We start from the raw sequence: 26,697 nt of genomic DNA, 5'->3' as shown, positions 1-26,697 counted from the left end.
TTTATCTCCGCGACAGCGCACCTGCTGTATAAGGCAATGCAATGTTAAATTTGTTTTAAGTTTACCACTTATTACATGTGTAGCACATAAGCAGTAAGCTCTTGCTTTATCTAAAGTATAAACATAAAACCAATAAAACAGGCAAATAAATAACGTTTTTTGTAGCTTCTGTCTTCTTTTACCGTAATCACATGCGTTTTATTGCTTCCCAGCGAGCGCTTAATGCCACTTAAGCCACGGACGATAAACTAAGTTATGTATCAGTTTGTCACAGGGGGCAACTTCAGATGACGAAAATTTGCAATCTGCCACCTCGTTAATATCTAACTGGGCAAATATATTGGACACTGAGATATCAAGGTCTAGATCGGTGTCTAACTGCGTCATAGGAAGAATAAATTCAACACGATTAGTAAATGCACACTTTTCAACTTTCACCTCATTAACACCAGTATTCTCACAGCCAGCACTACCTAAATGATATGACCATGTTGACGACGGATCGCCACTTTTTGATACGTCTAACCGAAGGAACATATGCCCGTCTAACTGATTAGCAAACATAGATTTATCATTTATTGGCGATGTCTGTTTATTAATGTCGGCATGATTTTGCTCTAAAGGCAGCCCCATGGTGAAACGCAAATTAGTTGATAACTTCAATAGCTCTTCGGAAACGTCTAGTACAATTTTATCATTTGCATCACTTGGGTTACTGCAGATGGTATGAAACTTTAACAGCGCAATAGAAGGCGTTTGCCAATGGGTTTGCTTAAATTTTACTCGCTGCCACTTTCCGTCTATTCGCAATTCAGGCTTACTTAAATAAAACCCAAAATAGTCGACGTTCCATCTGTCTTTGCCGGCGCGCACAATAACAGGACAGGCGTCAGTTTCAACGCCCACTAATTTAAACGGTATTTCACCAGCTTCTCTACTGCCAAAGTTGCCTATATCACAACCGCTTAACAACAAGGTAACTGTAAACAATAGCGCTGATAAGAAAGCAGACCGGAAATGCATTTTCATAGCGGGGCTTTTATCCTGTAAGAAAGAGACGAGACACCTGATAGACAAGCAATAAGGAAGTAAAGTTTAAAAAAAGCGTTATTAATTATTTTAAGTAAACATAAATAGCCCTAAGCGGCGATAAATAGCCCTAAGCGACGATAAATAGCCCTGAGCGAAAATATAAAACAGACTTAATAGTGATGCTTTAAGCCAGAGCAAGTCAAGAAACTTAACACAAGTAAAGCAAGGTCTCCCACTTGCTTTATCAAGATTGTCACCTCGTTTTGCCCTAATGTGAACAAAAATAAAGCAAACAATTCATAAAGCTATTGCCAAGGCGTGACAAGCCAAATAAAACTGCTTATACTTGCGGTCGCTTGAATATGTGAGACATTGATTGGTTATCACCATCGCTTCTCATCACATGATTAACGCACTTCAGTTCAAAATGGCCCCATAGCTCAGTTGGTTAGAGCATCCGACTCATAATCGGCAGGTCCCCTGTTCAAGTCAGGGTGGGGCCACCATTTTTCCTAGCTTCCCACGTAAGTAACTACTAATATTTGTGAAATAGCCATTCTTATGTAGCTAGTATGTAGCAAGTGCGCAGTAAAGCTGGGGCAAATTACTTTTGCATTCCGTTAGCGTAGTTTGTACGTATGGGTTTTATCTAATAAGCCGATTTTTAATAGTTTCGACTATGTTTCATTATTTCTTCAATCTCCTTATTAAATGAGAATTCAGTAAAAGTTTGTGATTTGGTTTGCCGAATTACTTGGTTTAAAGAGCCTAAAGAGTTTGAAAGTTTTAGGCTCCAAAACTACTAATCCTAAAAATGTTGTTACAACGTGATATGAATTTGGCCCATTATCTCTAACGTTTCTTCTATAGCTTTAATGATACGCTGATAGTGTTTAACATCAGCAATAGTAAGCTCCTGCCCCTTTCTATCTTTCAACCACTTTTGTAGAGGCTGATAACCGCCGATGTAAAAGTTCCAAATTCTTTCATTGACATTTGAAAAGTACTGACCTTCATTTATCCAAACCTTTTCATCTGAATAAGATCCTTTCCCTGTCGTCTCTATAATATTATGACCCATCCCTTCGAATAGGTGATTGCTGGTCTTGAGAACTTCGGCATTTAACAAATGAAGTTTACGAAGTTCTCTCCCTTGCCTAGAAACAGCCCAAAATTCATTAGCATTTGCTGGCCAAGGGATTTTGGGGAAATTAGATTTTAGAAACTCGTCGAACGAACTTCGATATTTTGGGCAATACAGAACTCCGTAGATGTAATCAAAAGTATCTAACTCATCAGGAGTATTGTTTTCACCATCCGCTGCTATTTTTCGTAGTTGAGAATACAAATCTGTATCAAAGTTAACTTGGCGTTCACCTTCTCCTTCTGGATATACATATAGCGGAAAATTCATTGCATTTGAACCAGTAGTTGCGGAGAAATAAATCGCCTCACTTGGGAGGTCAGTTACGAATGCATGCGCGAACTCTTTATCTTTGTGAGCTTTTGTAGTCAACAATCCAATGTTATCGCCTCTGATGTAATGTGACATCACATCAGCCACTGGCCAGCCGACCAAACCTCTAGATCTACCAGAATAGAACATGAACCTTTGGTCAAATATGCGATACCCCACTTTCTGAATGGGTATGTTTGAAATATTTTCCTCTATATCTTTTTTTGCCCACTCATACCGCCAATCCCGAACATCTGGCTTTAATTTATATTTAGTCCTAAGGTCTTGCTCGCTAAGTCTTATAAAATCTTGTACGACTTTTCTAACACCATCTGCATTTTTATGAATATTTAAGCCATCTCGCTTGGTAACAATCCCATTTCCATGTAAAGGCATAAATTCGTTCAAAGAAAACCCCTTTTCATAGGACTCATAGGTAGACCAATCTTGTTGCAGAAATTGGTAGAGAGGGGGCTTGGTATCGATCTTTTTGAAAATTTCACTACTTAAGGTACATTGATCTAATGCTGAATATTTACTTGCTCTGGAGCCCCATAAATCCCCTTTATAGACCTCTGCAAGTTCATTGGTATTTTCTTTTTTCTTAACAGCGATGATGATTGCGACACCTTGCATAATATCAAATACATTTTTGTCACTTACTCCGTTTGGAGCTGCTTCTTTTCTTTTAGCATTTCCATGTAAATCAAGAATCCAAATTTTTTCGAATGTTTTTAATAAATGCCAGCGCATCCCGCGAAATGTAGGGTTGTCTAAATATCCATGGTTGGAGATAAAGCCCAAAATGCCTTCTTCATTTTTCTCTATGAGGCTAGATGACATCCGCATGAACTTTACATACATATCATTCAGCCATTTCGAATTTTTTTCTTTTAATTTTTCCGTCCCTCCAGGCTCTTTCTTATAGTCTTCCATTAACTTTTCTAGCCAGGGGCTTGCTTTACTGCTTTCTCCCAAATAAGGCGGATTTCCTACCACGCACATAATAGGCATATCATTCTTTATCGTATTAGCTAATTTAGCTTCATCTGCTAACCAATTCATAAAAGGCAGTTCATAATTTGGAGGCGCCCCCTCTTCAAGCGAATTTGTCAAATAAACAGATTGACGAGGCGCTGAACTGGTCGGTCGATAACCTAGTTCTCTTAATATCATTTCAAGCTTTAAATGGCACATTGCATATGATGCCATTAATAGTTCAAAACCATGAACTCTAGGAATCAAGTCTCTCTCAATGTAGCTACTCCATAAACTTGGTGCGAAATCCTTAATCCTTGGTGCTATTGTTTTAATGACTTCAGCCAAGAAGGTTCCTGTTCCTGTTGCAGGGTCCAGTACCTGAACTCGATGAACCTCTTTTTTTATAAATGCATTTTTTCCATCTGCAGTCGGTTTTCCTTTTTGAGTTTTTTTTCGTTGACCTGTATCCCAGTCGATAGTTATCTTTGATATATCTGCGAGCCCATCTTCCAATTCGAACTCTTCGGTAAGGACCTGGTCTACAGCCCTTACGATGAAGTTAACAACGTGGAGTGGTGTATACCAAACTCCTTTCGCCTTTCTTTTATCTGGATTATAAGCTGATAGGAACGTTTCGTAAAAATGGACAAATGGATCAGAACGCCCAGACAGTTTTCCGAAACTATTCATTATCGAAGAAACATCTGTTGCACGAAATATATCTGCAAGGTCATCTATTATCCAAGAGATGCGTTCATCTAGCTCAGAACCTGCAACATAACCAAATAATTTTTTTAAAAATGGATTTGTATTAGGTAACTTTTCTAGCGCTTCATAACGACTAAAAGAATCTAGTGTGTCGTCATTCAGCCTGGCTGCGAACATGCCATAACAAATCGTTTCCGAATAAATATCCGCAAAAAGCTCGGGGGTCATGTCGTGTATTAAGCTATCTTTGAAGGCGTGAAACTGCGACACTATTTCACTATTATCTCTGTGGTGTAAGTCACTTTCTAATGCCCTAAACAAAACTGACTTTATAAGTTTAGCTTTGCCCGCCATTTTTTTTGCCAGCTCTTTGGGTCGCTTAATGGTAACGGGAGTCTGCTCTACAAAGTCTTCTAAAAATGCTTCAAGACTTGAATATCTTTCGACTTGCGGAGTAATTTTTTCAGAAATAGTTCCAATTGTTACTGATTGGATCAGCTCTCCATTTCTGTAAAAGTCCCAGTCCAGACCGTTGCTATAGATCAAGTTTGGTAGGGCTTCCAAATATCGATTCATCTGATTTTTTTGATAATCACCCTTTAAGTTGCGTATATCTATATAGAGATCTTTAACTTCCACGTGCCCCACAACAAAATCCGCCCTTTGTATGATAAAGTCTGGTGCTCCACACTCGACTCTTTTGGGCTCGTTAAGCGCTTTTACGTCGTCGCCAATTTTGTCAAATAACTGCTCAAAGCATGACCTGTAAGAGTGTTCTGTTGCAATCCCTGATGAGTGGATCGCGATCAGTTGTTCCATAAAACTTTGGATTTTCGACATATAATTTCCATATTCCCTGCTTTTCTCAATGTTATTAACCATAACAGATCATCTATCTAAAGCTCTATTCAAACATTCTAAATCTAAAGTCAGCTTTGTATCTTTACATTAAATAAAGTGTCGCAGTACACTTATTTACAGAACTCCAAGTAAAAGCATCTGACCCGCTATGCGGCTCTAGTTCTGCCATTTTCAATACGCCATTCGTGGATTCGAGTTATCACTTCTTTTTCGCCTAGCTTTACCCCTTTTAAAGAAACGGTGACAATACCGTCGAAGTAACTTTGTTTTAACTCTCCCGTATCAGTGGCAAATTGTTCTTTATACAAAGGGCGAATAGCCTGCTCGTTTCGCTTGCAAAACACGCCTCCCATTAGTTTCACAAATTCAGCCCATGCTCCACTGTCCGCAGCTTTGTGAATATCAATAAAGTGGTCATGTTCACCAAGGAGTTGCTTCAATCTTCGAAGTTCACGCCACACTGTTACTGAGCCAGCTCCAATTTGTTGAAATTGACGGATTCCCCAGCAACTTGCCCATGCTTCTACGCGTTGAGATGCATCGATGGAGTTACCACCGTCTATATCACCGTCTAAATCTGCGCCGTTGACGTTTTTGCTAACATATTTGGCGATATAGCCTGTAGCACTTCCCCTTGAGTAATCGATTTCTTTAAAGTCGCAGCGGTTTTCTCTTGCTCCCCTCTCATCACCATCCTCTCGAAGTGCATAATGCGCAATAATGTCTTTAAAGACTTGAGTATGATTCTGCTCCATGAAAATCAACATGTGCCAATGTGGTGTTCCGTCGTGTTGAGGCTCGGCAACACGAAAACCATATAATTTTATTTCTTTTCTATTTAACTCTGCGCGCACTAGGGCCCACATATCGTTAAGATATTGCTGTGCCTCGTATGGTGTTGAACCATCCCATTTAGGGATAGGGTCACCAGATTTTGCGTAGGTATTGTGGAAGCGCGATGGACAAGTAATCGTCACGAAGAGAGCCTTGTGGTTGAGCTCTTTAGATATTTCCTCGTAGCCTGCAATACGGGTCATTAATTCATTCTTTCTGTTAACAGGGTTTGAGACATTTTTGTCTGATAACTCTGCAAGTGAAAAAGACTCGCCGTCCTCGTTAACGATAACGAGTTCTTCTAGCATTTTTCGTTGAAGCTCTTTCTGAATTATTCTTTGATTAACAGTATAATCACTACAATATTTGCCTTTTCTACTATTCACCTGTCTTAGATGAATCAACACCTGTTCACGTTTGCGAATGATTACCTTGCGAATTTTTCTAAGCCACCAGTACTCATCCTGCATTCTTTTGATTGCACCCGTTACGTTAACGGATTTCGTTAAGGCTGGTGGGTTAATTCCAAACCCGTTAACGAATTCACAGCATGCATCGTATACGGCTGAAAACCCGTTAACGGGAATACTGCCCGTTACGTTAACGGACTCGGTATTTGCCAGTAAATTAAAATCAAAGCGCTTGCATCGCCTTGCGTTCTGCTTTGCTAGCTCACGGAGCTCACTATCTCCAGCACTAAAATATTCAAGCAACTTATTTGGTAACAATCCATCAATTTTTTCAACAACGTTTCGTAGATAGGTATTAGAATTATAAGGTCTATCAAATGATTTATATTGTTCGATAAGAATTCGTTGAACAGAATTAGGCAAGTGAGAAATTATCTGTCTAACGAATATTCGGTCTTCGACGTTCAATGACTGATAGTGTCCACTTCCCCATTAATGACACAGTTCTAAACTAGAGTTTTCTAGTTTTGCTCGGTATGCTGCCGGGGGCAGGTTACCCAGACTTTCATGTGTTCTTTCTTCGTTATAATCCAGTCGCCAGAACCAGGCCATTTCTCTTACTTGGTTGAGATTTTCAAACAAGTAAGCATCCAGAAACTCTCTGCGGAATGAACCGTTAAAGCGTTCAACAAAGCCATTTTGCTGTGGCTTACCTGGCTGGATATATATCAGTTCAATATCATTGGTCTCACACCAATCAGTCAGCGTCGCCGAAATTAGCTCTGGGCCATTATCCATACGCAGCTGAGTTGGTAATCCACGCTCAGCCTTAAGCTGTTCTAACACGCGTACTACACGGCCAGCGGGCAAAGACGTATCGACTTCAATAGCAAGGCACTCCCGCGTGCCTTCATCCACCACATTCAGTGTTCTGAACCGTTTGCCGCAATATAAAGTGTCATGCATAAAGTCCAACGCCCATTGATGATTTACCTGATCCAGCACTTCTAATGGCTGGGCTATTCGTTTGGGTAGTACCCGTTTAGTTCTGCGCCTCAGGTTCAATCCCATCTGGCAGTAAACGCGATAAACGCGCTTGTGATTGAAGGGGAAGCCTTTAAAGCGCATTCGGCCAAAACACTTCCAGAAGCCAGCTCGTGGCGACTTCTCTAGTACCGCGTTGATAGCATCAATGACAGCAGCATCTGCTTTGCGCCAGTCTCGTTCGGAGCGATAGAAGGTCGAACGGCCAATACCAACAAATAGGCAAGCCTTTACGATACTCAGCCCCGCATCAACCAGTGTGCTGACGCATTCTCGTTTCTCTGCTGTCACCAACCCTTTTTTGCGAAAAGCTCCTTAATGGCATTATTTTCTAAGCTGACATCTGCAAACATCTTTTTGAGCTTGGCATTTTCTTCTTCAAGCTCTTTCAATCGTTTGACGTCAGACGCTTCCATACCGCCGTATTTGGACTTCCAATTGTAATAGGTTGCGCTGCTGATACCGTGTTGACGGCAGACTTCCTCAACCTTCATACCTGCATCAACTTCTTTTAATACCCCAATAATCTGAGATTCTGTATATCGTGATTTTTTCATAGTCGTCTCCTGCATTAATCATTGCAGAAAACTCCAATTAAGTCTGTCTCAGTTTAGGGGAAGTGGACAATAGAAATTAGCTAAATCTTTATCAAGGTGATTAAGCGATTTGGCAATTTGAGATTCCCTAATAATTTTCATCAGCAATCACCCACTTTTTAAGTATATCTAGACCGCGTTGCGATATAACTACTTGTGACCAGCGTAAGCCGTAGCTACATTCTTCTTTAGCGACTCTCAGCAATCCGTACTTGAACAAAGAATTCATTACCAGCTTGTTAAACCTCATAGGCTTTCCCTTTGGAAAAGAAGTCGCACCGAGTTGACTGCCAACTGATGTGCAAAATTCTACAATCCCGCCGTCACCGAAGAACTCTAATAGCTCTCTTTGAGAAGGGCTAAACTTATTCATAAGTCTTGCCCTTGCTCAATGGCGAAACGCCCAAAATTAGAAATCTCGTATTTTATGTATTCGCTGTCATCTGCTAAACAATGGGAAACACGAATAAAGCCCTGTTTGCGGAGGTAGTTTATTACCTTTTTTCTGCAACCCCAGGGCGCATAAGCGGAGAACGTTAGATTACCGTGGCTATTCCCTAATGAAGTGCATTCAAGTATGTAATTATCGTCAAAAAGATATAAAAGAGTGGCGATTTTAGATTCGTTCCATTTACTAAAATTCATTACGCTAAATCTCCATCTTGATAGAGGTTAGTACGGCGAACAAAGCTGTCTAACCATGTATCAAGGTCTTCTCGAAGGTAACGAACAGAACGACCAATCTTTATAAAGGGGGGCGCTGGAGTGCGGTTTTCTCTGTTACCGTCCATTCTTGCTTGGCGCAAGAAAGAACGGCTCATGCAGATATATTGCGACGCTTCTATTTCGGTAAGTGCTTTACTTTTAATTTCATTGCTCATGATGTAGCCCTGTTTAGTTCTCTAGTACAGGGCCAACTTAACTATCCCATCTTTCCCGGGATCTTAGCCGGGAATAGTTAGTTTGTATTTTTTAGTTCTGAGCAAATATTAAGAAAACGTTTTTTAGACATTGTGTATTCGTTTTGCCCAGCTTTCCCCCAGATAACCTCATCTCTATCTATGCTTATTAAAATACTTAGTGGATCAGTGCTATCAATATCATTCTCAAAGTTTTCCAAAACAAATTTATAGAGCCTTGTTCCACTTAGGTTAGGATTTTCCCTCTGTAAAATCTTGATTTGCTCTTTCATCGAATGCTCTCTTTTAGAGCTAATATTTTTTTCGACATTTAACTGAATTTTGCACCATTCAATTAACTCTGCCTTGATAACTAAATCATCAAATGTAATATCTATCCCAGTTGGTAACGGTGTGTGATTTTGATGCAGCAGCTCTCGATGTTCATCATTTATTACCATTGCATCGCATTGGGATAAATCTAACTCTGAAGTACTCGAAGCATATTCAATAGTGAAGTTGTCACCAAAGTGCTGATTGAGCAGGTCTTTTGAGCATGACTCCAACGTTTGAATACCCCTTAAACTTGTCAAAAAGGCGGTATTTACCCTTACAGTGCCATCTTTCAGTAGCGACTTTTTATCGCTGAGGGTCAACTCTACGACACCGGTATAGTAAACTACTCCTCGAATTATTTTTTTAAACGACCGTGGTATACGCTCTGCCAATAAAAAGTATTGTGCATAGGAAAAAGTATGTAGAGGTACGTTTGAGTTTTCGCAAAGATAACGATAATCGAAGTGATTGAAATAGAAACGACTTTTGAGTTCTTGCATTCTATAGTACGTTTTATCAATCTTGGGCGTCTCTCTCCGTTGAAATTGCTCATGTTAAGGTATAGTCTTTAATTTAAATCGGCAAAGTTAACTGCAGACTAAGTAGTTGTCACCAATAAATTTTGTCCTTCATTCAAATGCACTAGGCGAGTCCAAAGTCTAAAAAGTACACGGAGCGTAAATAAGGAATGTTAGGCTTTGTCAGAAAAGTAGCGCTTTTATCAGAGCAAAAGCGAGCAAACGCACTGGAAAGTAAGCTTTTGGCTAGCCAATTAGAGCTGGCAGAAGCGAATAAAGAGCTATCCTCAACGAAACACCTACGTAGCGTCGAGCTGAATAGCATAAATACACAATTATCAGAATCCAAATCCCACCTTCGTGATTTAAAAGCACTAGCGAATAAGAGTAAAGACGAGGCACAAAACGCCGCAAATAAGCTTATCCAAAAAGCCGAAACACTTAGCAATGAAATTAAACAAGCTGCTATCGCTGAGGCTGAAGTAATTAAACAAGACGCTGAAAGAGAAAAAAAAGAAATTATCCGTTTAGCTGTCACTGCCGCAGAAGAGGCCTCTGAACAATTAAAAGCAGAGTTGAGCATTCTAGCCAGTCAGGAAGAGGCGCTGTTGAAGAAACTTTCAACTTTGGAAAAAAAGCTCTCTTCTTCAAAAGTCGCGTTCGAACATAAAACTGTTGCAGAAACAATAACATCATACAAATATCTCGTCGATGGACCTGTAAGTGAAAAAATAAAAAGCAAATTAGAAAAAGTAAAAAAACAACAAAAAGCACTAATTCTAAAGGGCAAGGCATACAAGATTACGAATGAAATAAGATGGAATAACAATCTTGCCAGCGGAAAGGCGATGCAAAAACGGCATGCTAAATTTTTGTTAACAGCATTTAATGCAGAAGTTGACAATATAATTACTCAAACAACATCTCGAAATTTTGCAGTTAACACTAAGAAAATTGAAAAGTGGTTCGAGCAAGTAAATAAAAATGGAGACGATAGCTATATCGTGTTGAGCCGAGATTTGTTATCCCTTCGGTTAGAAGAGCAACGTTATTTCTTTGAACACAAATACAAGAAAGATATGGAGCTTGAAGAACAACGATTCATGAGACAAACGCTAAGAGAAGAAGCCAAGGTTAAGAAAGAAATAGAGAAGTTTGTAAGTGAACGTGAAAAAGAAGAGAGGGCGTACCAAAAGGACCTTAATAAAGCGTTACTAGATATAAAATCGGCAAACCAAGAACAAGTAAGCACCCTAACCAAGTATATTGAAGAGCTACAACTCAAACTTTCGGTAGCGACTAAGGAAAAGGAGCGTGCTTTGAGTATGGCGCAGCTGACTCGTTCAGGATATGTCTATATTATTTCAAATAGAGGTTCTTTCGGAAAAGATATTTACAAAATAGGAATGACGAGAAGATTAGAACCACTAGACCGTGTTAAAGAGTTGAGCGGTGCTTCTGTTCCTTTTTACTACGACGTTCATGCGCTTATTCCTTCAGATGATGCACCTTCATTAGAGACTCAGCTTCACAATAGATTTGCCGCACAACGAGTGAATAAAATTAATCAGCGGAGGGAATTTTTTAGACTTCAGCCTTTTGAAATTGACGATGCCATACATGAGTTAGTGGAAGACGAAGTAAACATTATTCATGACGTTGTCTCCGATCAATACGAAGAAACTATGCTTATCGAAGAGGAATTGAACGAGTAATGGCCAAAGTCACAAATGGATTAAAGCAAATCCACCGCACTAGCTCTTTCATGACAAGAGCAATTGAGCAGTGTTTTACCAATGTGGAATTTTCTAAAATATTAGTTGAGTACGAGGCTGATACTTACAAGTTTCAGTTGTCTGCACATCTTGTTGACCACAATTTTTTTTTAAAAGTTAAAGCAGACGATCAAGATCCCTATAAGTGTGTGCTGTTCTCAATTGATCAAGCTTTAATCGACCTAAATACAGTCATTGTCCGGCTTAAATATGAAGAAAAAAAGCTAAGGAAAAATATTAAAGACTACGGAGTGGCTTTTGAAGATAGCTCTGCAGTTACGATGTCGTCTTTACTTATGTTGAAAGAAATAATATCCAGCCTCAAACCCAAATGACATTCATTGAATACTGCAACTGATTAATTTATACATCAAACAATTAAATCAAGGCAACGGCTTGTGCTTTATGCTCTGGAGCCAAGTGAGCGTACCTGAGCGTCATATCTAAGGAACCATGACCAAGCAGCTCCCTTACGGTATTCAAGTCAACTCCAGCCATTACAAGCTTGCTTGCGAAATGGTGGCGTAAGTCATGAAACCGGAAGTTTGAGATAGATGCTGCATGTTCCGGCCTATTCCGATCACCCATTTCGGTTCAATCCGATCACTGATTTCGGTCTAATCCGATCGCCTATTTCGGTGTTATCCGTTCAAAAATGACGTTTTTCCGAAATCACTGATCGGAATACCGAAATCTTCTTCTTTTTCTCATTAAATCAATTGGTAAGCTCAACTTCATCACTTGATTGAAGGAACGAGCTGCCATGGCGAGAAAGAGAACCGATATGAGAAAGATTAAAGACGTCCTGCGTCTCAAATTCGAAGTAGGATTAAGCCATCGAGACATCGGCCAATGTTTGAGTCTCGGCCCTTCAACCGTGAGTGAAATACCCTCTGAATACCAGACTCAAGTTGAGTTCTAGCCCGATCAAATACGGGTAAAACTTTATCCATATTTTTTTCGCCGAATTCTGCAAGCTCGAAGATCTTCTTCTCTTTTGACCACGCATTATTTTTGTTCAATGTGGTACGCGCACAATGCACAGCGTTAAGAGATTTATAAGCTAACTCTAAAGCGGCCTTTGCGCTTTCAACATAGCCAGCTGTTGTGTCGTCATACCCATCAATCTCTGTAATATTTTTAGGATGTAGTGAAGGAGAGATTTTTGAATTGATTTCCATTTTGTATTCCTCGCTGTTTCGAAAAAAATAAGCAAGGAACACGTGAAAAACAGTGTGGTTACGCTTGGTATCAGTACTTAACAATTACACATTACCTTAAAACAAAAAACATCTACAAATTTTTTATGTTGGTAACAATAGCTTACTTCTAAATATAAAAATTAAAGCACACTACTACCAATAAGTAGGGCAAAACTTTAACGCCCCTGAAGGTTGGAGATAATTGAACTAACCACACCTAATTGGTGCGTTATATAGGGTTAACGCACTAACGCCCTAGTTTAAAACCATCATTACCTGAATCAGAGATCTGCCCTTTGTTTTTAAGTCTTTTTATAGAGCTTCTTAAGCGAGCTTGAGGGATTTTAATGAACTGCTTTAAGTCACCTTTTTCAAGCCTATTTTGACTTACTTGATTTCCAGCTTTTAGCCGACTGTCAATGACATCGAAAACATGCTTGTCATCTTCTTCGTTTATATCCTCTACTTTATCTCCAATGTCATATCCAGCCACTACGCATGAGGTAATAGGCTCACCATCTTCATCATGCCCCAATACCACTGTGGTGAACTAAAATAATTAATCCGCCAACCTCCTGTTGGATTTTAGTAACTTCGCCTATTAGCTTGCCCATTCCCTCGCTTGAGTTCTCGTCTATGCCAGCTGCACTCGCTGCCAACGTATCTATGCATACAACACCATTCGTTAATGAATTTTCTTTCAGTTCAGCTATTATTTCCCTTCTATCATTTTCCTTGAGCAGGTTAATTCCGGCCGCTTCCACCACCTTAAAGTTACGAAGTACTAGGTAGTGTTTTTCGAAAGCCCGTGCTCGTAGCGGTATACCACCCATCCCTTCAAAAGCAACATAGGCGACACTACGTTGTTTGGTTTTCCGCCCAAACCAATAATCACCAGAAGATATATAAGCCAGTAAATCCAGTGCGAGAAATGATTTACCAGTACTTGGCGCACCAAAAATTGAGACCAATCCACTTTCTGGTAATACACCTTTCACCAACCAATTCATTGGTGAGCGCTTAGCAAGTTCCTGTAGTGAGTAGACCCGAATTCGGCTACTTTGTTTAGCTCTCCAGTTTTTTTAAAGCGTCTCAGCAAATTCTTTGCCTTGTTGTATAGACTCTTGCTTCCTATACGCATCTCTATTCTGATTTAACCTGACTCTTTTTATTGTTCGAGGGAGGTAATCAGGTCGATTTACTTTATCTCGCTGCCCTAACTTTGATTGCAAGAAAAGCCGCTTTAGTTGCTCGTTATTGGGGGTGTAAAACGCGATAATTTGCAGAAGTGCTATATCCGCTATTGTTAAAGGACAACGAGGGGCACTCGTATGTACCAAGCCAACATTCAGGCTGTAGAAAATTATGTTAAGCAAAAATTCACTCGCGAGACGCTTACTACCCTGATAGAATCGAAACTTGCTCATTGATTGGGCAATCAAATGGGAAAGTGATGATGTTTGCCAGATTTAAAAACGGCCAGACAACCAAATACAACTCCAGCCTGTCTGAGTTCGTCCGCAACGCCGACTCGTCTAAAAAGAAAAAGGTATACAGCCGTGTTATTGATAGAGCTGTAGAATCTCAGAATTCAGTAGTGAAGCAGGCTGAGCTACTACAAACTCGCTAATATTCTAGGGAGCCAGAAACCCCTTCTATTGTATTGTCGCTTTAATAAAATAAAAAGCCCGATCCCATTTCAGTAACCCTAATTGGCGGACCACTATTGAAATCGGGCCTTTTTCGCTGTTAACTCTCGATAGCGCTCTTCACTACTGTGGAAGACACTATCGAGCTCACACTATATGATGAAAAGTATTACTTATCTTCGAACTCAATCTCACGAGCTCGCATCAGATTGGCATTTTGAAAAATACCTTCGATATCCACTAGCGCGCCAATAACAATGTTACTGCGATTGCCATTCTCAAACTCAGTACGGCTTGTTATCTCCACTGTCACGCCATTAACAATGAACTGATTATCATCAATTACGTCAGTAATAGTTCCCTCTAATTCATCCTCTCTTTCTTCTTCTATATAAATGTCGTTGGCATTATAGAAACCATCAGTACCGAAATAGCCTTCAACTTCTACCCAAACGCCATTGCCTAAATCACCGATTGCGCCATTTTCTATATCTGTGGCGTTACTGAAGCGCACCACCTGATTATTGATATTAAATGTCTGAGCACTGCCATCAAAATTACTGATACGCCCCTCTATTTCGGTCTCATTACGACTATCATCATCGTCGTCATCATTATTACGAGATTCAAAATCGATGTGAATAGCGATAATCTTACCTTCTTCGTCTTCTCTTGCACGAACCTCAACCGTGGCTCCCTCGATGAGCCCCTGTTCATTGCCGTCGTCGTAACGCGTATTCTCATTGATAAAAACAGTCAATCCAGCCAACACAAACTCATTGTCAACAAGCGCTTGCGTTACTGCACCCTCAATTTCAAATGTATTATTATTTTTACTGCCATCACGCATATCTTTTTCAACTTCATACGCAACAATACGCTCATTAAGTAGATACGCGTCCATTTCTAGGTGATCGCCCTTAGTAAGCTGTTCATAAAAAGCGGCGCTTGTCACAAACCGTTCATCAAGGTAAAAACGCGTATTAGCAGCGGTTTCAATTGTCAAACCATTAACGAGTAATGAGCCTGAAGAATCAGCCGTTGGCACAGTGAAGCTTTCTAGCGCTCCCTCAAACTCAAGTTCACCCGCGTTTTCAGCGCCGCCACTTGCTGAGGTAGTTAACTCGATTCGTCGAGCGGTTAAATCACCGTCATAGTCATAAAAACCAGACACATTAACCTTATCGCCTAGGTTAATCGCATCCAGCACAATTTGCTGAGGAGGGGTAGTTCGCATATCGACAATTTGTGTGGTGCTATTCACATCGAATTCGGTAGAAAATACGCGAATTTCATTTGCGTCTAATTCGGTCACACTGCCAACGACATTGATGGTGTTAGCGGGAATAAATACAATTCGTTCAGCAACTAAGCCATCATCAGTATTGAGCGCTCTCATCGTAATGCGCACATCAACCGCCAAGTCAGCCGATGAGCCATTTACGTAGCTCGTGGTGTCGGTAATTCGGAACCATTCGCGGTTGTTCACGCGCACTTGCGTACCATTGAGCTCTGTAATAAGCCCCTCTCTGACCACTTTGCCATTTGACGGGCTACTGCTGTTTTCACCGCGTACATCTACCTCGTCTGCGATAAGGACATTATCCACTGGCACTTGCGAAGACTCGACACTAACTAACACATTATCACTGAGACTTCCGTCGACATCAGCCGAACTATAATCGATGTTTAGACTACCGATAGAAAATGTCATTGCTGCGGTGTCAAGATTAACTATGCGTCCACTTACGTCATAGTCATCATCTAACTGTGCATAATATTCAACACGGGTGGCAATAAGTTGGTCTTGCGAGCCAAACGCCGATACTTCTACTATATCGCCAGTTCGCAATTCTACGAAAGTACGGTCAATAAAACGTGTTTCATTGTTGATGTTAAATGTCTGCCCTAGCACTGTGAACGTATTCTGTCCGAAAGAAATTGACGTAATCGGACCTTCCGCTGACGCATAATAGTCAACTTGCTGCGCTGTTATCACACTGCCGTCAGCTGTGGTTCGGCCGGTTACCGAGACTACCATGCCTAAGTCTAAGGTTGACGCTTCTTCAACCCCCTCATTCGTGTTAATAGTAGCGGAAGAGGTGTCAAAACGCGTGCCGTTTACAACAACACTACCAAATCCTTCGATAGGGCCCTCACTAAGAATGGGAGTTTGATAGAGCACACTGAGTGTCTCAATGCCATCTACGTCGATAGCGAGCTCAGCGGGCAAACTATCGAACGTTCCTTGGGGTGTTGATACAGCATCTATGGAAACGGTGTAACTGCCATAGGCCAACTCATCGAGCATTGCATTACCCGTTAACGTAGTAGAAAAGTCATCGGGCCCGGTTATAACAATAGAGGGAACTGAATTGTCAGGAAGTCCACTAATGTCAACGTCCAAACTACCGGTAGGAGGGGTAGAAGCACCGGGAGGTGGAGTAGGTGACGTGTTATCGCCCCCTCCTCCACCGCACGCAGCTAACAAGAGACTTAACGAAAATACACTATATTTGAATGTCTTAATCATGATGCACCGTTTTTATGTTCAACCTACAAAGTTAACCGAAGATGTCAAAAGACCAACGTTATGAGCTGAGAGCCCAATTAAAGTTCAATAGTTTGAGCTCAGCTCTATCCATATCAATTATGTTATAACGTAATTAAATGTATCATAGCTCAAAATGTGCAATCTGCTCAATTTGCTGTAACTTCCCAGCACGATTGCAAGCTGACATTCATATCAACACTCTAGTGCAGAATCGCTTTCCCTCCTTTAGAAATCAATAATCTTAAAATAGCGATAGGCCTACGAAAACACGCCAGCAGCTGTAGCAGTACACAAATAGCACAGAGTTATTATCACTAAACCAATAAATACCGCGTGCTATATTACTTATGTAACTACTAGGTCTTGAATTGCCCTGCTTGCTACCAAAGTGCTCATTATTGCTAGCCACTGTGGTAGTCATTAATCTTGGTAGAATCTGGCTTTTATGTGGTTTTGTGCTCTTTTTGCTGCTCTTGTTGCATATTAATTGCAGCAATAGGAAATGGAATGACAATGCCTTCTTCGTCAAAACGCTTTTTAAGCAATTTGATGAACGCACTTTTGATAAAGAAGCGATTAAAGTATTCACGGGTTCGCAGCATTACCGTAAGGTTAATACTCGAACTATCGAAGGTATGAAAAAGCACAAACGGCTCGTAGGTATCGACTCCGTATTCATGCGTGTGCAGTGTATGTTTAGCTACCTCTAAACACACTTTTTCTACGTGATCTAAGTCAGAACTGTAGTGCACGCCCACTTCTACGGGCACCGACAGCTCCCGCTCGGGATAGTAATAATTGATAAGCTTTGAGTTAGACAACTTACTGTTGGGCACAATAACAATATTGTTGGGCAGCATTCTCACCCAGGTTGAACGCCAACCAATCTTTTCAACAAAGCCCTGCTCACCTGAATCTAGCTCTATGTAATCGCCTATTCGAATAGGCTTGTCCATCACTAACTGAATACCTGAAAAAAAGTTTTCAAGAGTAGGCTGCAGAGCCAACGCCACCGCCAACGAAGTAATACCAAGTGATGCCACAATAGGTGTAATGGAAATTCCCATAGCACTTAAAATAATGAGAATAGCCAAAATAGCTAATACTGCCCTAAGCGCGCCACCGGCTATGGCGCTGGTATTTTTAACTAAAGACGATTGGTCTTTGTAGCGGCGCAAAGAATAGGTAAGGAAACGTTCTAAGAAAAAGAACAGGGTAATGATAACGCTCGACTCAATAATCACGTTTAGCACAGTGAGTGTTCGTTCGTCGTCTAATCGAAAAACAGATACAACGCTTCTTACGAGCAACAAAAATATTACCCAAATAGTTAAGCTAAGGGGTACGTTTAAGGATAAAACGAGTACTCGATACATACTCGACATGCTGCTAGTTTCAGAGCGGGTTTTTTCTTTCAAACGCACCAAAACAAGGCGTTTCACCAAAAAAAGAACAACAACAGCCAACAATAGGCCAACTATCGCTGCTAACTGCTTAGGCTCTAATGTGCTTGCTATGTCCATGCTTGCCGCGTCCCCCGCTAATTGTTGGCGTATGCCAGTTCAAACTACCCAATTTTTTTAACAGCCTGGTTGCTTACTGGTTGAGTGATCGTATAGTGCGGTGCAACTTTTGCGCCGTAAGTTTTAGACTTAAGCTATCGAGATGTTTTATCGGCTATGCGGTGCAGGTGATTCTGTCACGACTGGCACTTTTTAATCATGTTGAGAGGGTTATCAAGGATATAGAAACAACAGAATACTGCACCGCCTAACTTTTTGCGGTAGTATACACAGCATTAGCCGTTTAATTTAACGCTAAATCATAGACTTACTGCAGCTACGGAGATAACGTTGTGTCGAGAATGAATTATCATCATTTGTATTATTTTTGGCGCGTCGCGAATACAGGTAATCTGACTCAGGTTGCAAACGAAATTCACCTATCGCAGTCGGCTATATCGGCTCAGCTTAAACAGTTTCAACAGCATTTAGGTATTGAGCTTCTCACCCGCAAAGGGCGTTCACTTATTCTAACGCCTGAAGGTAAACAGGTACTCGCCTACGCAGACGACATTTTTTCGAAGGGCGAAGAACTAGAGAGCTTGATTAGTAAGGGCCTTCCCACTCAACATAGGCACGTTTCAATTGGCGTATTATCCAACCTGTCTCGAAATTTTGTTGAGAGTTTTACACTACCGCTAATCAACGACAAATTCGCTACTTTCTCGTTGCAAACTGACAGCTTAGAAAACCTACTTGATGGACTCTCTAGCTTTAAATTCGACATTATTCTTACCAACCACAATGTTGAATTGGGCCAGCAAAACGCTATTTGGCACAGCGAATTGGTGTCGCGCCAAGCTATTGAAATTATTGGGCCTACTAAGCCTCAGCGAACTCGTAAATTTCCAAATAGCTATGGCGATGCCGCTTGGGTTCTGCCTTCTCAAAATAGCGAAATTCGCTCTGCATTCAGCATTGCTTGCGCCAAATTTCAATACACCCCCAGAATTAAGGCAGAAACCAACGATATGGCGATGCTTAGATTACTAGCACGTGATAGCGGCGCGTTTTCAATTATGCCTGAAGTCGTTGTCCGCGATGAAATTGCCAATGGTCTTTTACATATTCAACAAAGCCTACCCGATGCCTACGAACATTTTTATGCTGTTACTCTGTCGAAAAAACGCATTTCACCCCATGTTCAACAATTGATTGAGCAAATGAAAATTTAGCCCAAAGCTACTACTCTGCTTACTCGATTATTCAGTGCTAACCACGAGTCCGTTTTGGGTAAGGCTTCAATGTAAATGCAACTTAGCCCCTGCTTATCTAATTGGTGCAGTGCATCATAAAAGTCTCGACTGTATTGTTGAGGCGTTGAGCAAAGCTGAATATGGTTATGTTCTTCTAAAGGCCAAACACAGGGCGAAAGAGAAATTAGGCCTTCGTCTTTGGTAAACTGCTTTTGCGCTAGTGTGTCTTTGGAAAGCATACTTACTGGCGTTTTCGGCTGGTAGTGCTGTAAAACACTGCCCGGCACGGTGCGGCCCTCATTGTTATTGAAAGTGACTTTGACTTGCAAATCCCGTTCTAGGCTGTGGTGATCAATCGGCCCAGGTCGCAATATACAGGGCGTATCTCCTGTTACGTCGATAATTGTCGACTCAATACCCACCTCGGCCCTCCCCCCGTCTACCACTGCGGCAATTCGTCCATTTAAAGACGTCAGCACGTGGGCAGCGCTAGTTGGGCTTATAAACTTGTATTTATTGGCAGAGGGAGCAGCAAGTCCAACACCAGCGGCGTTTATTAATGATAAGAAATCATCACTCGCCGGCATTCTCAGCACCACGGTATCTTGTCCTCCGGTGACGGTATCGCTTACCCATGATTGCTTTTTTAGTAGTAAAGACAAAGGTCCCGGCCAATATTTTTCAGCCAGTAAATAGGCCCTCGATGGAATATCCTTTGCCCACTTTTTCATATCATCAATACTGGCAATGTGAACAATAAGCGGGTTAGTAGCTGGACGCGCTTTAGCTTTGAATATCGCTTTCACAGCATCTTCATTAGATGCATCAGCAGCAAGACCGTAAACAGTCTCGGTTTTAATAGCTACGCACTGACCTGCTTTAATAAGAGCGGTTGCCTGTGCTAGGTCGTTGGGAAAATGGAGTATAGGGGTTTTAGGTTGCATGCTTCGTTATACAAAAACGCTATTTGCGTAATGATCACTCTCAATGAAGATAAAATAAAATTCAAATTATCAAACTAAATCATTCATCAAAAAGAACGAATAAAAAACAGAAAATGAAATTAACTATAAAAATCAATTTTTTAAAACAAAACAAAAAATTAACAAGTAAATTTATTGCAACAATTATTAAATTTATATCTATTTTTTAAATGCGTTTTACCGTGCTTTACTAATTAAAACATAAAAGGAGTAAAGCATGTCACCTCAAACCAGCGCATTTTTACTAATTTCGCTGCCACTTTTTTGGGCCACACTGTCGTGGTTAACCGGCAAAAAAAACACGCTATTTTCAACAATGAATATTGAGAGAGTTGCTATTGTGGGAAGCGTTACTCTTCTCATCGCTTCTTTAGCTACTGGCCTTTCTAGTACCATATCGACTGAAAGCGGAGCGGCAGAGGTAGGTGTCATGTTAGTCTCTATTTCCCCTATGAAAGCCATTGTTATGCTTACGGTTGTGGCAATAGGTACTATCCTTATGCGATTTTCCCGCAACTACTTAGTCGGTGAGACCTGCTACCCTCGTTTCTTGCGCTGGATGCAGCTCACTTTGTCGTCTGTAGTTATTACTATTTTAGCCAACCACCTCATTATTTTCTGGGCGGGGTGGCTAGCGGTAAGCCTTTCTTTACATAATTTACTGCTGCTTTATCCCGAGCGACCACGGGCCATTATTGCTGCACATAAAAAGTTTATTCTGGCTCGCACATCAGAGTGCTTGATAGCGGGCGCTTTTGTATTACTGTTCCTTGCATTCGATACCTTATATATCGATGAAATTTTATACCTCGTCAAGCAACCTATTGCGCTTACCCAAACACAATCTGGTTTCACTAACACCCAATTAACTAACACTCATTTAACTACTTATGCCGCTTGTCTTATAAGTGCAGCTGCGCTGTTAAAATGTGCTCAACTGCCGGCACATGGCTGGCTTATTAATATTGTCGAAGCGCCCACACCAGTGAGTGCACTACTTCATGCAGGCGTCATAAACCTAGGTGGCTACCTATTATTGACCTTTGCTCCCGTTGTTGCAGCAAGTAGTCAGGCGCAGTGGATACTTCTAGTGGTAGCAGGGTTAAGTGTATTTTTCAGTGCACTGATCATGACAACCCGCGTCACAATTAAAGTACGACTTGCTTGGTCAACATCATCACAAATGGGGTTAATGCTAATTGAATGCGCCATGGGACTGTATTCACTTGCGCTAATCCACTTAGTCGCCCACTCGTTTTACAAAGCCTATGCGTTCTTAAACACAGGCTCGGCGGTTTATGAGACCTTAGAGCATGATATTAGCGCACACCGAGCTCCCTCATACACCAACTGGCTAAACGCGGTATTCATTGCCTTTCTTGTGGTTGCAGCCAGCTTCTTTTTCTCAAGTTATCACGGCCCAGTCAGCCCGTGGCTGCTTATGGCACTGGCGTTTACCTCGTTTGTTGCCATGCGAACGGCTTATTCAGACCGAACGCAAATCTACATATTGATTGCTATTACCATCGCCCTAGTTAGTTTTTACGCAGTGGTAAAAGAAGTCGTTGAGCGTTATATCGTGCCCACTTACCCAGCGCCAATTCCCATGTTTTCGCTAATGGATATATGGATAGCCGCACTCCTTATCATCCTTTTTATGCTGCATTTTGTGATGCAAAAATTTGCTAATCATATGGCGATAAAACGTTTCAAGCAGTTACTGTTTGCTGGCTTTTATCTCGATGAATGGTTCACCAAGATTACATTAAAACTCTATCCAATAACGCTGCGTGAAAAAGAATCACGGGGTAAATATGTAGCTACCGTTTCTAAAATTGGGAGTAAGTTATGACCATTGTCGCACCTAACGCCTATTGCCTAGATGAGAAGCGTATTCACAAAGCTGCCGCTAAGGCTTGTGAGGGAGTCGCACCAAACTTCCCCCTTGATAAATTAATTGCTGTAAACCCCTTTTGGAAGCTAATAAGCAGTTCACAGCAAGACGTATCAGCCAAAGTACATGCCCTAGCTGGAATATCGACAGTGATGCCAGTGTCTCATTGGGTAGAATTATATAAAGCAGGAGAGATCTCAGACCATGCGATTTCACGTAGCTTGGTTCAGTACGATCTTTCATTAGATAGCGCAACATTTTTATCTACCTTAGGCGATACGACAGTAAAGCAAGATCTGCCGCTTATTACTGCGCATTTCGACAGCTATCGCTCGGCCAATGAAATGACATGGCAAGAGGAATGTCTATTTCAAATAAGTCAGTTTTGTGCAGCGTATTATCAGCACGAATCACCGTTGGTGCAGGTTGAGGGCAACTGTGCCGCCGACACCCTGTATAAAAGTTGGCTGAATGGGTTAAAACACGACGCCGGCATCAACATCCTTATGAATACTCGTGGGCTAAGGAAGGTATTTGAGACGCTGCCTAGCAGTGTTGAGGCCCTGCTTATTGAGGCGAGTAAAACACTGACGCTAGATAGCAGTCAGGCACAAGACTATTTCTACTCACTTATTATGAGCATTAACGGGTGGGCTTCTTACATTGCTTATCGTACTTGGCTCAAAGAAGGTAACGAACTGCAGGGTTTACTTGCTATTCGTCTTGCATGGGAGCTCATTGTCTATCGGTATTACGAAAAGCACCATGCTGCAGAAGCCAACCAAGTGAGAACGCGTTGGTCTTATGTGTTGAATCAGCTACCAGCAAGAATAGCGCAATGTAAACAAGATGAAATAAATCAGTGGGTAATGATGTATGCCTACGAGTATGAGCAGCAACAGCGATTACAGGCTAAGTTGATCGGTTGTACACCAGTAGAGCAAACCCACGCAGATGTGCAGGCTATCTTTTGCATTGACGTGCGCTCAGAAGTTATTCGCCGCGTTTTAGAACTTCAAAGTCCTTCAGTGAAAACCATGGGTTTTGCAGGCTTTTTTGGAATGCCTGTAGCTTATGCACCGGCAAATACAGATGCAAAGCGTCCTCAACTACCTGGGCTTCTTGCTCCGCAGCTTTTAGTCTCGGAAAGTGGCACCGAATCTCATCGAACCGAATATATTCAGCAGCGTTCTACATGGCATAAATGGAGTAAGTCGCCGCTTGGTAGCTTTTCAATGGTGGAATCGGCTGGGTGGTGGTATGCCTTTAAACTTCTGAAAAATTCTTGGCTTCCGTCAAGTAAAGAAAACCCGATGAACACATTGAGTCATGAGCGCAATTGGGAAATTAAAAATGAAAACGGCCCTATTGGTCTAGATGACAAGGTGGCCTTGGCAGCGGGTGCGCTAAAAATGATGGGAATGAATAAGTTCTCTCCCACTGTGTTGTTAGTAGGTCATGGCAGCAAATCTAGAAATAACCTGCATGCCGCTGGTCTTGATTGCGGCGCCTGCGGCGGCCAATCTGGCGAGGTTAACGTGCGTGTATTAGCTCAACTTCTCAACGACGAAGCAGTTCGCAACGCACTAAAGGCAATGGGCCATAAAATTGCGGGAAATACGCGTTTTATCCCAGCTCTTCACAATACCACCACCGACGATGTGGAGTGTTTTGATGGTTCAGTACCAGAAAAAGTAAAAAACTGGTTGTTAAAAGCCAAACATCAGGCGCAAAAGGAACGGGCCAAACATTACAGTAAAAATTTACAGTTCGAGTCGGACAAGAAGCGGGATCAGCGTTTTCAACATCGCGCAAAAGACTGGTCTCAGGTTCAGCCTGAATGGGGCCTTGCTGGAAACGCGTCGTTTATTATCGGTCCTCGCCAGCGCACTCGAGGAGTAGACTTAGAAGGCAAGAGCTTTCTTCACGACTATACCTGGCAAACCGATCTAGACTCTTCCGTATTAGAAACGTTGATGACAGCGCCAATGATTGTTACCCACTGGATAAACGCTCAGTACAACGCATCTGTAACCGATAACGAGAAATTAGGCAGTGGAAACAAGGTACTTCACAACGCCGTTGGCAACAATATTGGTGTTTTTGAAGGCAATTCAGGCGATCTAAGAATAGGTCTATCAAAGCAGTCGCTGCACAACGGCGAACGCTGGGTTCACCAACCTCAACGTCTGAGTGTGTATATTATTGCGCCAAATCACAAAATTCTCGACATTGTGAATAAGCACACCATGTTGCAAGAACTGATTGATAACGACTGGCTATATTTGTTTAGCTGGGATAAACAGGCCGTAATCGAACGACTGTACAAAGGAAAGTGGTACAAGTCTCACGGCCTTTCTATGTAATTCTGCCTACCGGCAAATGTGTTTGTGTGTAAGTGTGTAAGTGTGTTGACAGGGACGTCTTTTTTGCACACTGTTCAAATTTCCCTCGACATATTGCCCTTATTTCCTTATAGTGCGCGCGCAATGCAAGCTGCCTCGGCGTACAAACGCGCCCAGCTTTATCTTCTGATTTACTCCCCTGGATACCTGTTTTGATAACCACCGCTAATATTACGATGCAGTTTGGCTCTAAGCCACTGTTTGAAAACATTTCTGCCAAGTTTGGCAACGGCAACCGTTACGGCCTAATTGGTGCCAACGGATGCGGCAAGTCTACCTTCATGAAAATTTTGAGCGGTGAACTTACACCGACTTCTGGCAATGTCTCTATGGCACCGGGTACTAAACTCGGTATTTTAAGTCAGAACCAATTCGCATTTGAAGAATTTAGCGCAGTTGATACCGTTATCATGGGTGACCGTGAATTATGGGAAGTAAAGCAAGAACGTGACGCCATTTACAGTAAGCCTGATATGAGCGAAGCAGACGGTATGCGTGTTGCCGATCTTGAAACTCAGTTTGCCGAAATGGACGGTTACACAGCTGAAGCCCGAGCAGGCGATATATTGAGCTCTGCCGGTATTGATGAAAGCTACCACTTTGGCCTAATGAAAGAAATTGCACCGGGTAAAAAAGTGCGTGTTCTTCTTGCTCAAGCCTTGTTTGCAGAGCCTGATATTTTGCTACTTGATGAGCCAACTAACAACTTGGATATTTATACCATAAGCTGGTTAGCGGAAGAGCTTAACAAGCGTAAATCTACCATGATCATTATTTCCCATGATAGACACTTCTTAAACTCAGTGTGTACGCATATGTCGGATATTGACTACGGTGAACTTCGTACTTATCCAGGTAATTACGACGATTACGTTCAGGCTGCAATGTTAGTGCAAGAGCAACTGCACAACGAAAACGCGAAGAAATCTGCTGAAATTGAAGAGCTTCAGGGTTTCGTTGCGCGATTCTCGGCCAACGCATCTAAAGCCAAGCAGGCAACATCTCGTGCTCGCCGTTTAGAAAAAATTGAATTGTCTGAGGTGAAAGCGTCGAGTCGCCGCAAGCCTTACATTGTGTACAAACAGCATAAAAAGCTGCATCGCTTGGCCATTACCCTTGAAGAGCTAGGTCATAGTTATCCCGGCCTTCCGCTTTTTAGCAACGTAAACTTGTTACTTGAAGCAGGTCAGCGCTTAGCGATTATTGGAGAAAATGGAGCGGGGAAAACGACGCTACTTAAAACTTTAGTGGATGATTTAGCGCCTACCATGGGTAACATCAAGTGGGCCGAAAACGCTGCTATTGGTTACATTCCACAAGACAACGCCAAATACTTTGCTAAAGACATGACTCTGTTTGATTGGATGAGCCAATGGCGAACCCCAAAGCATGACGACCTTCAAATCAAAGGCATGCTAGGGCGTTTACTGTTTACCTCTGACGACTTTAATAAAAAAGTGCAGGTGTGTTCAGGCGGTGAGAAAAACCGTCTATTGTTTGGCAAGCTAATGCTTCAAGACATCAATGTGCTTGTTCTAGATGAACCTACCAACCACATGGATATGGAGTCTATCGAAGCGCTCAACAATGCGATTTACAAATTTGATGGCACGGTTATTTTTGTTAGCCACGATAGAGAGTTTGTTTCTTCGCTAGCTACTCAGGTCATTGAAATTAAAGATCAAGAACTTAACCATTTTGATGGCAGCTACGAAGAGTTCTTATCGCACAAAGAAATAGCGTAAGTTTACGTTCAAACGTTATAAAAGAAATAAGGTGCCCAGCCACCTTATTTCTTTAAA

At 41.6% G+C, this 26,697-nt stretch carries 20 protein-coding genes and 1 tRNA gene; 7 read left to right on the top strand and 14 right to left on the bottom strand.

What is annotated here, in order from left to right:
* Positions 1–219 precede the first annotated feature (219 nt).
* The gene (locus ACOJR9_RS04410) at positions 220–1,029 is read right to left on the bottom strand and encodes an MbnP family protein (RefSeq protein ID WP_420935160.1); all 810 of its coding nucleotides are present in this window, start codon (positions 1,027–1,029) and stop codon (positions 220–222) included.
* 432 nt (positions 1,030–1,461) lie between these two features.
* Here ACOJR9_RS04410 and ACOJR9_RS04405 point away from each other — a divergent pair.
* Positions 1,462–1,538 (top strand) — tRNA-Ile (locus ACOJR9_RS04405).
* Positions 1,539–1,852: 314 nt separating this feature from the next.
* Here the strand turns inward: ACOJR9_RS04405 and ACOJR9_RS04400 are convergent.
* From ACOJR9_RS04400 to ACOJR9_RS04375, 6 genes are all read right to left on the bottom strand, one after another.
* Complete coding sequence (locus ACOJR9_RS04400) at positions 1,853–5,017, bottom strand: type ISP restriction/modification enzyme (RefSeq protein WP_420935159.1); 3,165 nt, start codon at positions 5,015–5,017, stop codon at positions 1,853–1,855.
* A gap of 167 nt (positions 5,018–5,184) precedes the next feature.
* Positions 5,185–6,705, bottom strand: coding sequence for a replication endonuclease (locus ACOJR9_RS04395; protein WP_420935158.1), 1,521 nt, complete (start codon positions 6,703–6,705; stop codon positions 5,185–5,187).
* 69 nt (positions 6,706–6,774) lie between these two features.
* Positions 6,775–7,883 (bottom strand): IS3 family transposase gene (locus ACOJR9_RS04390; RefSeq protein WP_420935157.1). Its coding sequence is split into 2 segments (ribosomal slippage): positions 6,775–7,634 and positions 7,634–7,883, totalling 1,110 coding nucleotides; the frame shifts between segments, so codons are not numbered across the junction.
* Between the two features lie 127 nt (positions 7,884–8,010).
* On the bottom strand, positions 8,011–8,295 hold the full coding sequence (locus ACOJR9_RS04385) for a hypothetical protein (protein WP_420935156.1): 285 nt from the start codon (positions 8,293–8,295) through the stop codon (positions 8,011–8,013).
* Between the two features lie 271 nt (positions 8,296–8,566).
* The gene (locus tag ACOJR9_RS04380) at positions 8,567–8,803 is read right to left on the bottom strand and encodes a helix-turn-helix transcriptional regulator (protein ID WP_420935155.1); all 237 of its coding nucleotides are present in this window, start codon (positions 8,801–8,803) and stop codon (positions 8,567–8,569) included.
* A gap of 77 nt (positions 8,804–8,880) precedes the next feature.
* Positions 8,881–9,657: a hypothetical protein gene (locus ACOJR9_RS04375; protein WP_420935154.1), complete on the bottom strand. Its 777-nt coding sequence runs from the start codon at positions 9,655–9,657 to the stop codon at positions 8,881–8,883.
* A gap of 188 nt (positions 9,658–9,845) precedes the next feature.
* Here ACOJR9_RS04375 and ACOJR9_RS04370 point away from each other — a divergent pair, with 188 nt between their 5' ends.
* Both ACOJR9_RS04370 and ACOJR9_RS04365 read left to right on the top strand, forming a co-directional pair.
* Positions 9,846–11,390, top strand: coding sequence for a DUF4041 domain-containing protein (locus ACOJR9_RS04370; protein ID WP_420935153.1), 1,545 nt, complete (start codon positions 9,846–9,848; stop codon positions 11,388–11,390).
* The gene (locus tag ACOJR9_RS04365) at positions 11,390–11,785 is read left to right on the top strand and encodes a hypothetical protein (RefSeq protein WP_420935152.1); all 396 of its coding nucleotides are present in this window, start codon (positions 11,390–11,392) and stop codon (positions 11,783–11,785) included. Before ACOJR9_RS04370 ends, ACOJR9_RS04365 begins: the two co-directional genes overlap by 1 nt.
* Positions 11,786–11,828: 43 nt before the next feature.
* On the opposite strand, the gene ACOJR9_RS04360 is transcribed toward ACOJR9_RS04365, so the two are convergent.
* The 6 genes from ACOJR9_RS04360 to ACOJR9_RS04335 form a co-directional block, all read right to left on the bottom strand.
* A complete protein-coding gene (locus ACOJR9_RS04360; RefSeq protein ID WP_420935151.1) occupies positions 11,829–12,038 on the bottom strand; it encodes a tyrosine-type recombinase/integrase in 210 nt (69 codons plus the stop codon).
* Between the two features lie 224 nt (positions 12,039–12,262).
* The gene (locus tag ACOJR9_RS04355; RefSeq protein ID WP_420936180.1) at positions 12,263–12,631 is read right to left on the bottom strand and encodes a hypothetical protein; all 369 of its coding nucleotides are present in this window, start codon (positions 12,629–12,631) and stop codon (positions 12,263–12,265) included.
* A 268-nt stretch (positions 12,632–12,899) separates the two neighbouring features.
* Complete coding sequence (locus tag ACOJR9_RS04350) at positions 12,900–13,187, bottom strand: hypothetical protein (RefSeq protein ID WP_420935150.1); 288 nt, start codon at positions 13,185–13,187, stop codon at positions 12,900–12,902.
* The gene (locus tag ACOJR9_RS04345; RefSeq protein ID WP_420935149.1) at positions 13,177–13,650 is read right to left on the bottom strand and encodes an ATP-binding protein; all 474 of its coding nucleotides are present in this window, start codon (positions 13,648–13,650) and stop codon (positions 13,177–13,179) included. Before ACOJR9_RS04345 ends, ACOJR9_RS04350 begins: the two co-directional genes overlap by 11 nt.
* A gap of 820 nt (positions 13,651–14,470) precedes the next feature.
* Positions 14,471–16,834, bottom strand: a complete 2,364-nt coding sequence (locus tag ACOJR9_RS04340) for a DUF5666 domain-containing protein (protein WP_420935148.1) — start codon at positions 16,832–16,834, stop codon at positions 14,471–14,473.
* Positions 16,835–17,298: 464 nt separating this feature from the next.
* Positions 17,299–18,378: a mechanosensitive ion channel family protein gene (locus ACOJR9_RS04335; RefSeq protein ID WP_420935147.1), complete on the bottom strand. Its 1,080-nt coding sequence runs from the start codon at positions 18,376–18,378 to the stop codon at positions 17,299–17,301.
* 341 nt (positions 18,379–18,719) lie between these two features.
* On the opposite strand from ACOJR9_RS04335, the gene ACOJR9_RS04330 reads away from it, so the two are divergent.
* Positions 18,720–19,592, top strand: a complete 873-nt coding sequence (locus ACOJR9_RS04330; RefSeq protein WP_420936047.1) for a LysR family transcriptional regulator — start codon at positions 18,720–18,722, stop codon at positions 19,590–19,592.
* On the opposite strand, the gene ACOJR9_RS04325 is transcribed toward ACOJR9_RS04330, so the two are convergent.
* Positions 19,589–20,557 (bottom strand): L-threonylcarbamoyladenylate synthase, encoded by a 969-nt coding sequence (locus ACOJR9_RS04325; protein WP_420935146.1) that lies wholly within the window; start codon positions 20,555–20,557, stop codon positions 19,589–19,591. The genes ACOJR9_RS04330 and ACOJR9_RS04325 overlap by 4 nt on opposite strands.
* Positions 20,558–20,813: 256 nt before the next feature.
* Between ACOJR9_RS04325 and ACOJR9_RS04320 the strand changes: the two genes are divergently transcribed.
* The 3 genes from ACOJR9_RS04320 (at position 20,814) to ACOJR9_RS04310 (ending at position 26,640) form a co-directional block, all read left to right on the top strand.
* Positions 20,814–22,448, top strand: coding sequence for an NADH-quinone oxidoreductase subunit L (locus ACOJR9_RS04320; RefSeq protein ID WP_420935145.1), 1,635 nt, complete (start codon positions 20,814–20,816; stop codon positions 22,446–22,448).
* A complete protein-coding gene (locus tag ACOJR9_RS04315; protein WP_420935144.1) occupies positions 22,445–24,856 on the top strand; it encodes a YbcC family protein in 2,412 nt (803 codons plus the stop codon). The genes ACOJR9_RS04320 and ACOJR9_RS04315 overlap by 4 nt, the downstream gene beginning before the upstream one ends.
* 191 nt (positions 24,857–25,047) lie before the next feature.
* The gene (locus tag ACOJR9_RS04310; protein WP_420935143.1) at positions 25,048–26,640 is read left to right on the top strand and encodes an ABC-F family ATPase; all 1,593 of its coding nucleotides are present in this window, start codon (positions 25,048–25,050) and stop codon (positions 26,638–26,640) included.
* Positions 26,641–26,697: the final 57 nt, after the last annotated feature.

Source organism: Alteromonas ulvae, assembly GCF_048987005.1.
Lineage (GTDB): Bacteria > Pseudomonadota > Gammaproteobacteria > Enterobacterales > Alteromonadaceae > Alteromonas.
This window is presented reverse-complemented; position numbering and strand designations above follow the sequence as displayed.

Bases quoted from the DNA above. Each gene is read 5' to 3' on its own strand.
- ACOJR9_RS04335 (WP_420935147.1), bottom strand. From the start codon at position 18,378: ATGGACATAGCAAGCACATTAGAGCCTAAGCAGTTAGCAGCGATAGTT.
- ACOJR9_RS04365 (WP_420935152.1), top strand. From the start codon at position 11,390: ATGGCCAAAGTCACAAATGGATTAAAGCAAATCCACCGCACTAGCTCT.
- ACOJR9_RS04320 (WP_420935145.1), top strand. From the start codon at position 20,814: ATGTCACCTCAAACCAGCGCATTTTTACTAATTTCGCTGCCACTTTTT.
- ACOJR9_RS04360 (WP_420935151.1), bottom strand. From the start codon at position 12,038: ATGGGTGATCGGAATAGGCCGGAACATGCAGCATCTATCTCAAACTTC.
- ACOJR9_RS04355 (WP_420936180.1), bottom strand. From the start codon at position 12,631: ATGGAAATCAATTCAAAAATCTCTCCTTCACTACATCCTAAAAATATT.
- ACOJR9_RS04375 (WP_420935154.1), bottom strand. From the start codon at position 9,657: ATGCAAGAACTCAAAAGTCGTTTCTATTTCAATCACTTCGATTATCGT.
- ACOJR9_RS04380 (WP_420935155.1), bottom strand. From the start codon at position 8,803: ATGAGCAATGAAATTAAAAGTAAAGCACTTACCGAAATAGAAGCGTCG.
- ACOJR9_RS04385 (WP_420935156.1), bottom strand. From the start codon at position 8,295: ATGAATAAGTTTAGCCCTTCTCAAAGAGAGCTATTAGAGTTCTTCGGT.
- ACOJR9_RS04400 (WP_420935159.1), bottom strand. From the start codon at position 5,017: ATGTCGAAAATCCAAAGTTTTATGGAACAACTGATCGCGATCCACTCA.
- ACOJR9_RS04330 (WP_420936047.1), top strand. From the start codon at position 18,720: ATGAATTATCATCATTTGTATTATTTTTGGCGCGTCGCGAATACAGGT.
- ACOJR9_RS04325 (WP_420935146.1), bottom strand. From the start codon at position 20,557: ATGCAACCTAAAACCCCTATACTCCATTTTCCCAACGACCTAGCACAG.
- ACOJR9_RS04410 (WP_420935160.1), bottom strand. From the start codon at position 1,029: ATGAAAATGCATTTCCGGTCTGCTTTCTTATCAGCGCTATTGTTTACA.
- ACOJR9_RS04315 (WP_420935144.1), top strand. From the start codon at position 22,445: ATGACCATTGTCGCACCTAACGCCTATTGCCTAGATGAGAAGCGTATT.
- ACOJR9_RS04370 (WP_420935153.1), top strand. From the start codon at position 9,846: ATGTTAGGCTTTGTCAGAAAAGTAGCGCTTTTATCAGAGCAAAAGCGA.
- ACOJR9_RS04340 (WP_420935148.1), bottom strand. From the start codon at position 16,834: ATGATTAAGACATTCAAATATAGTGTATTTTCGTTAAGTCTCTTGTTA.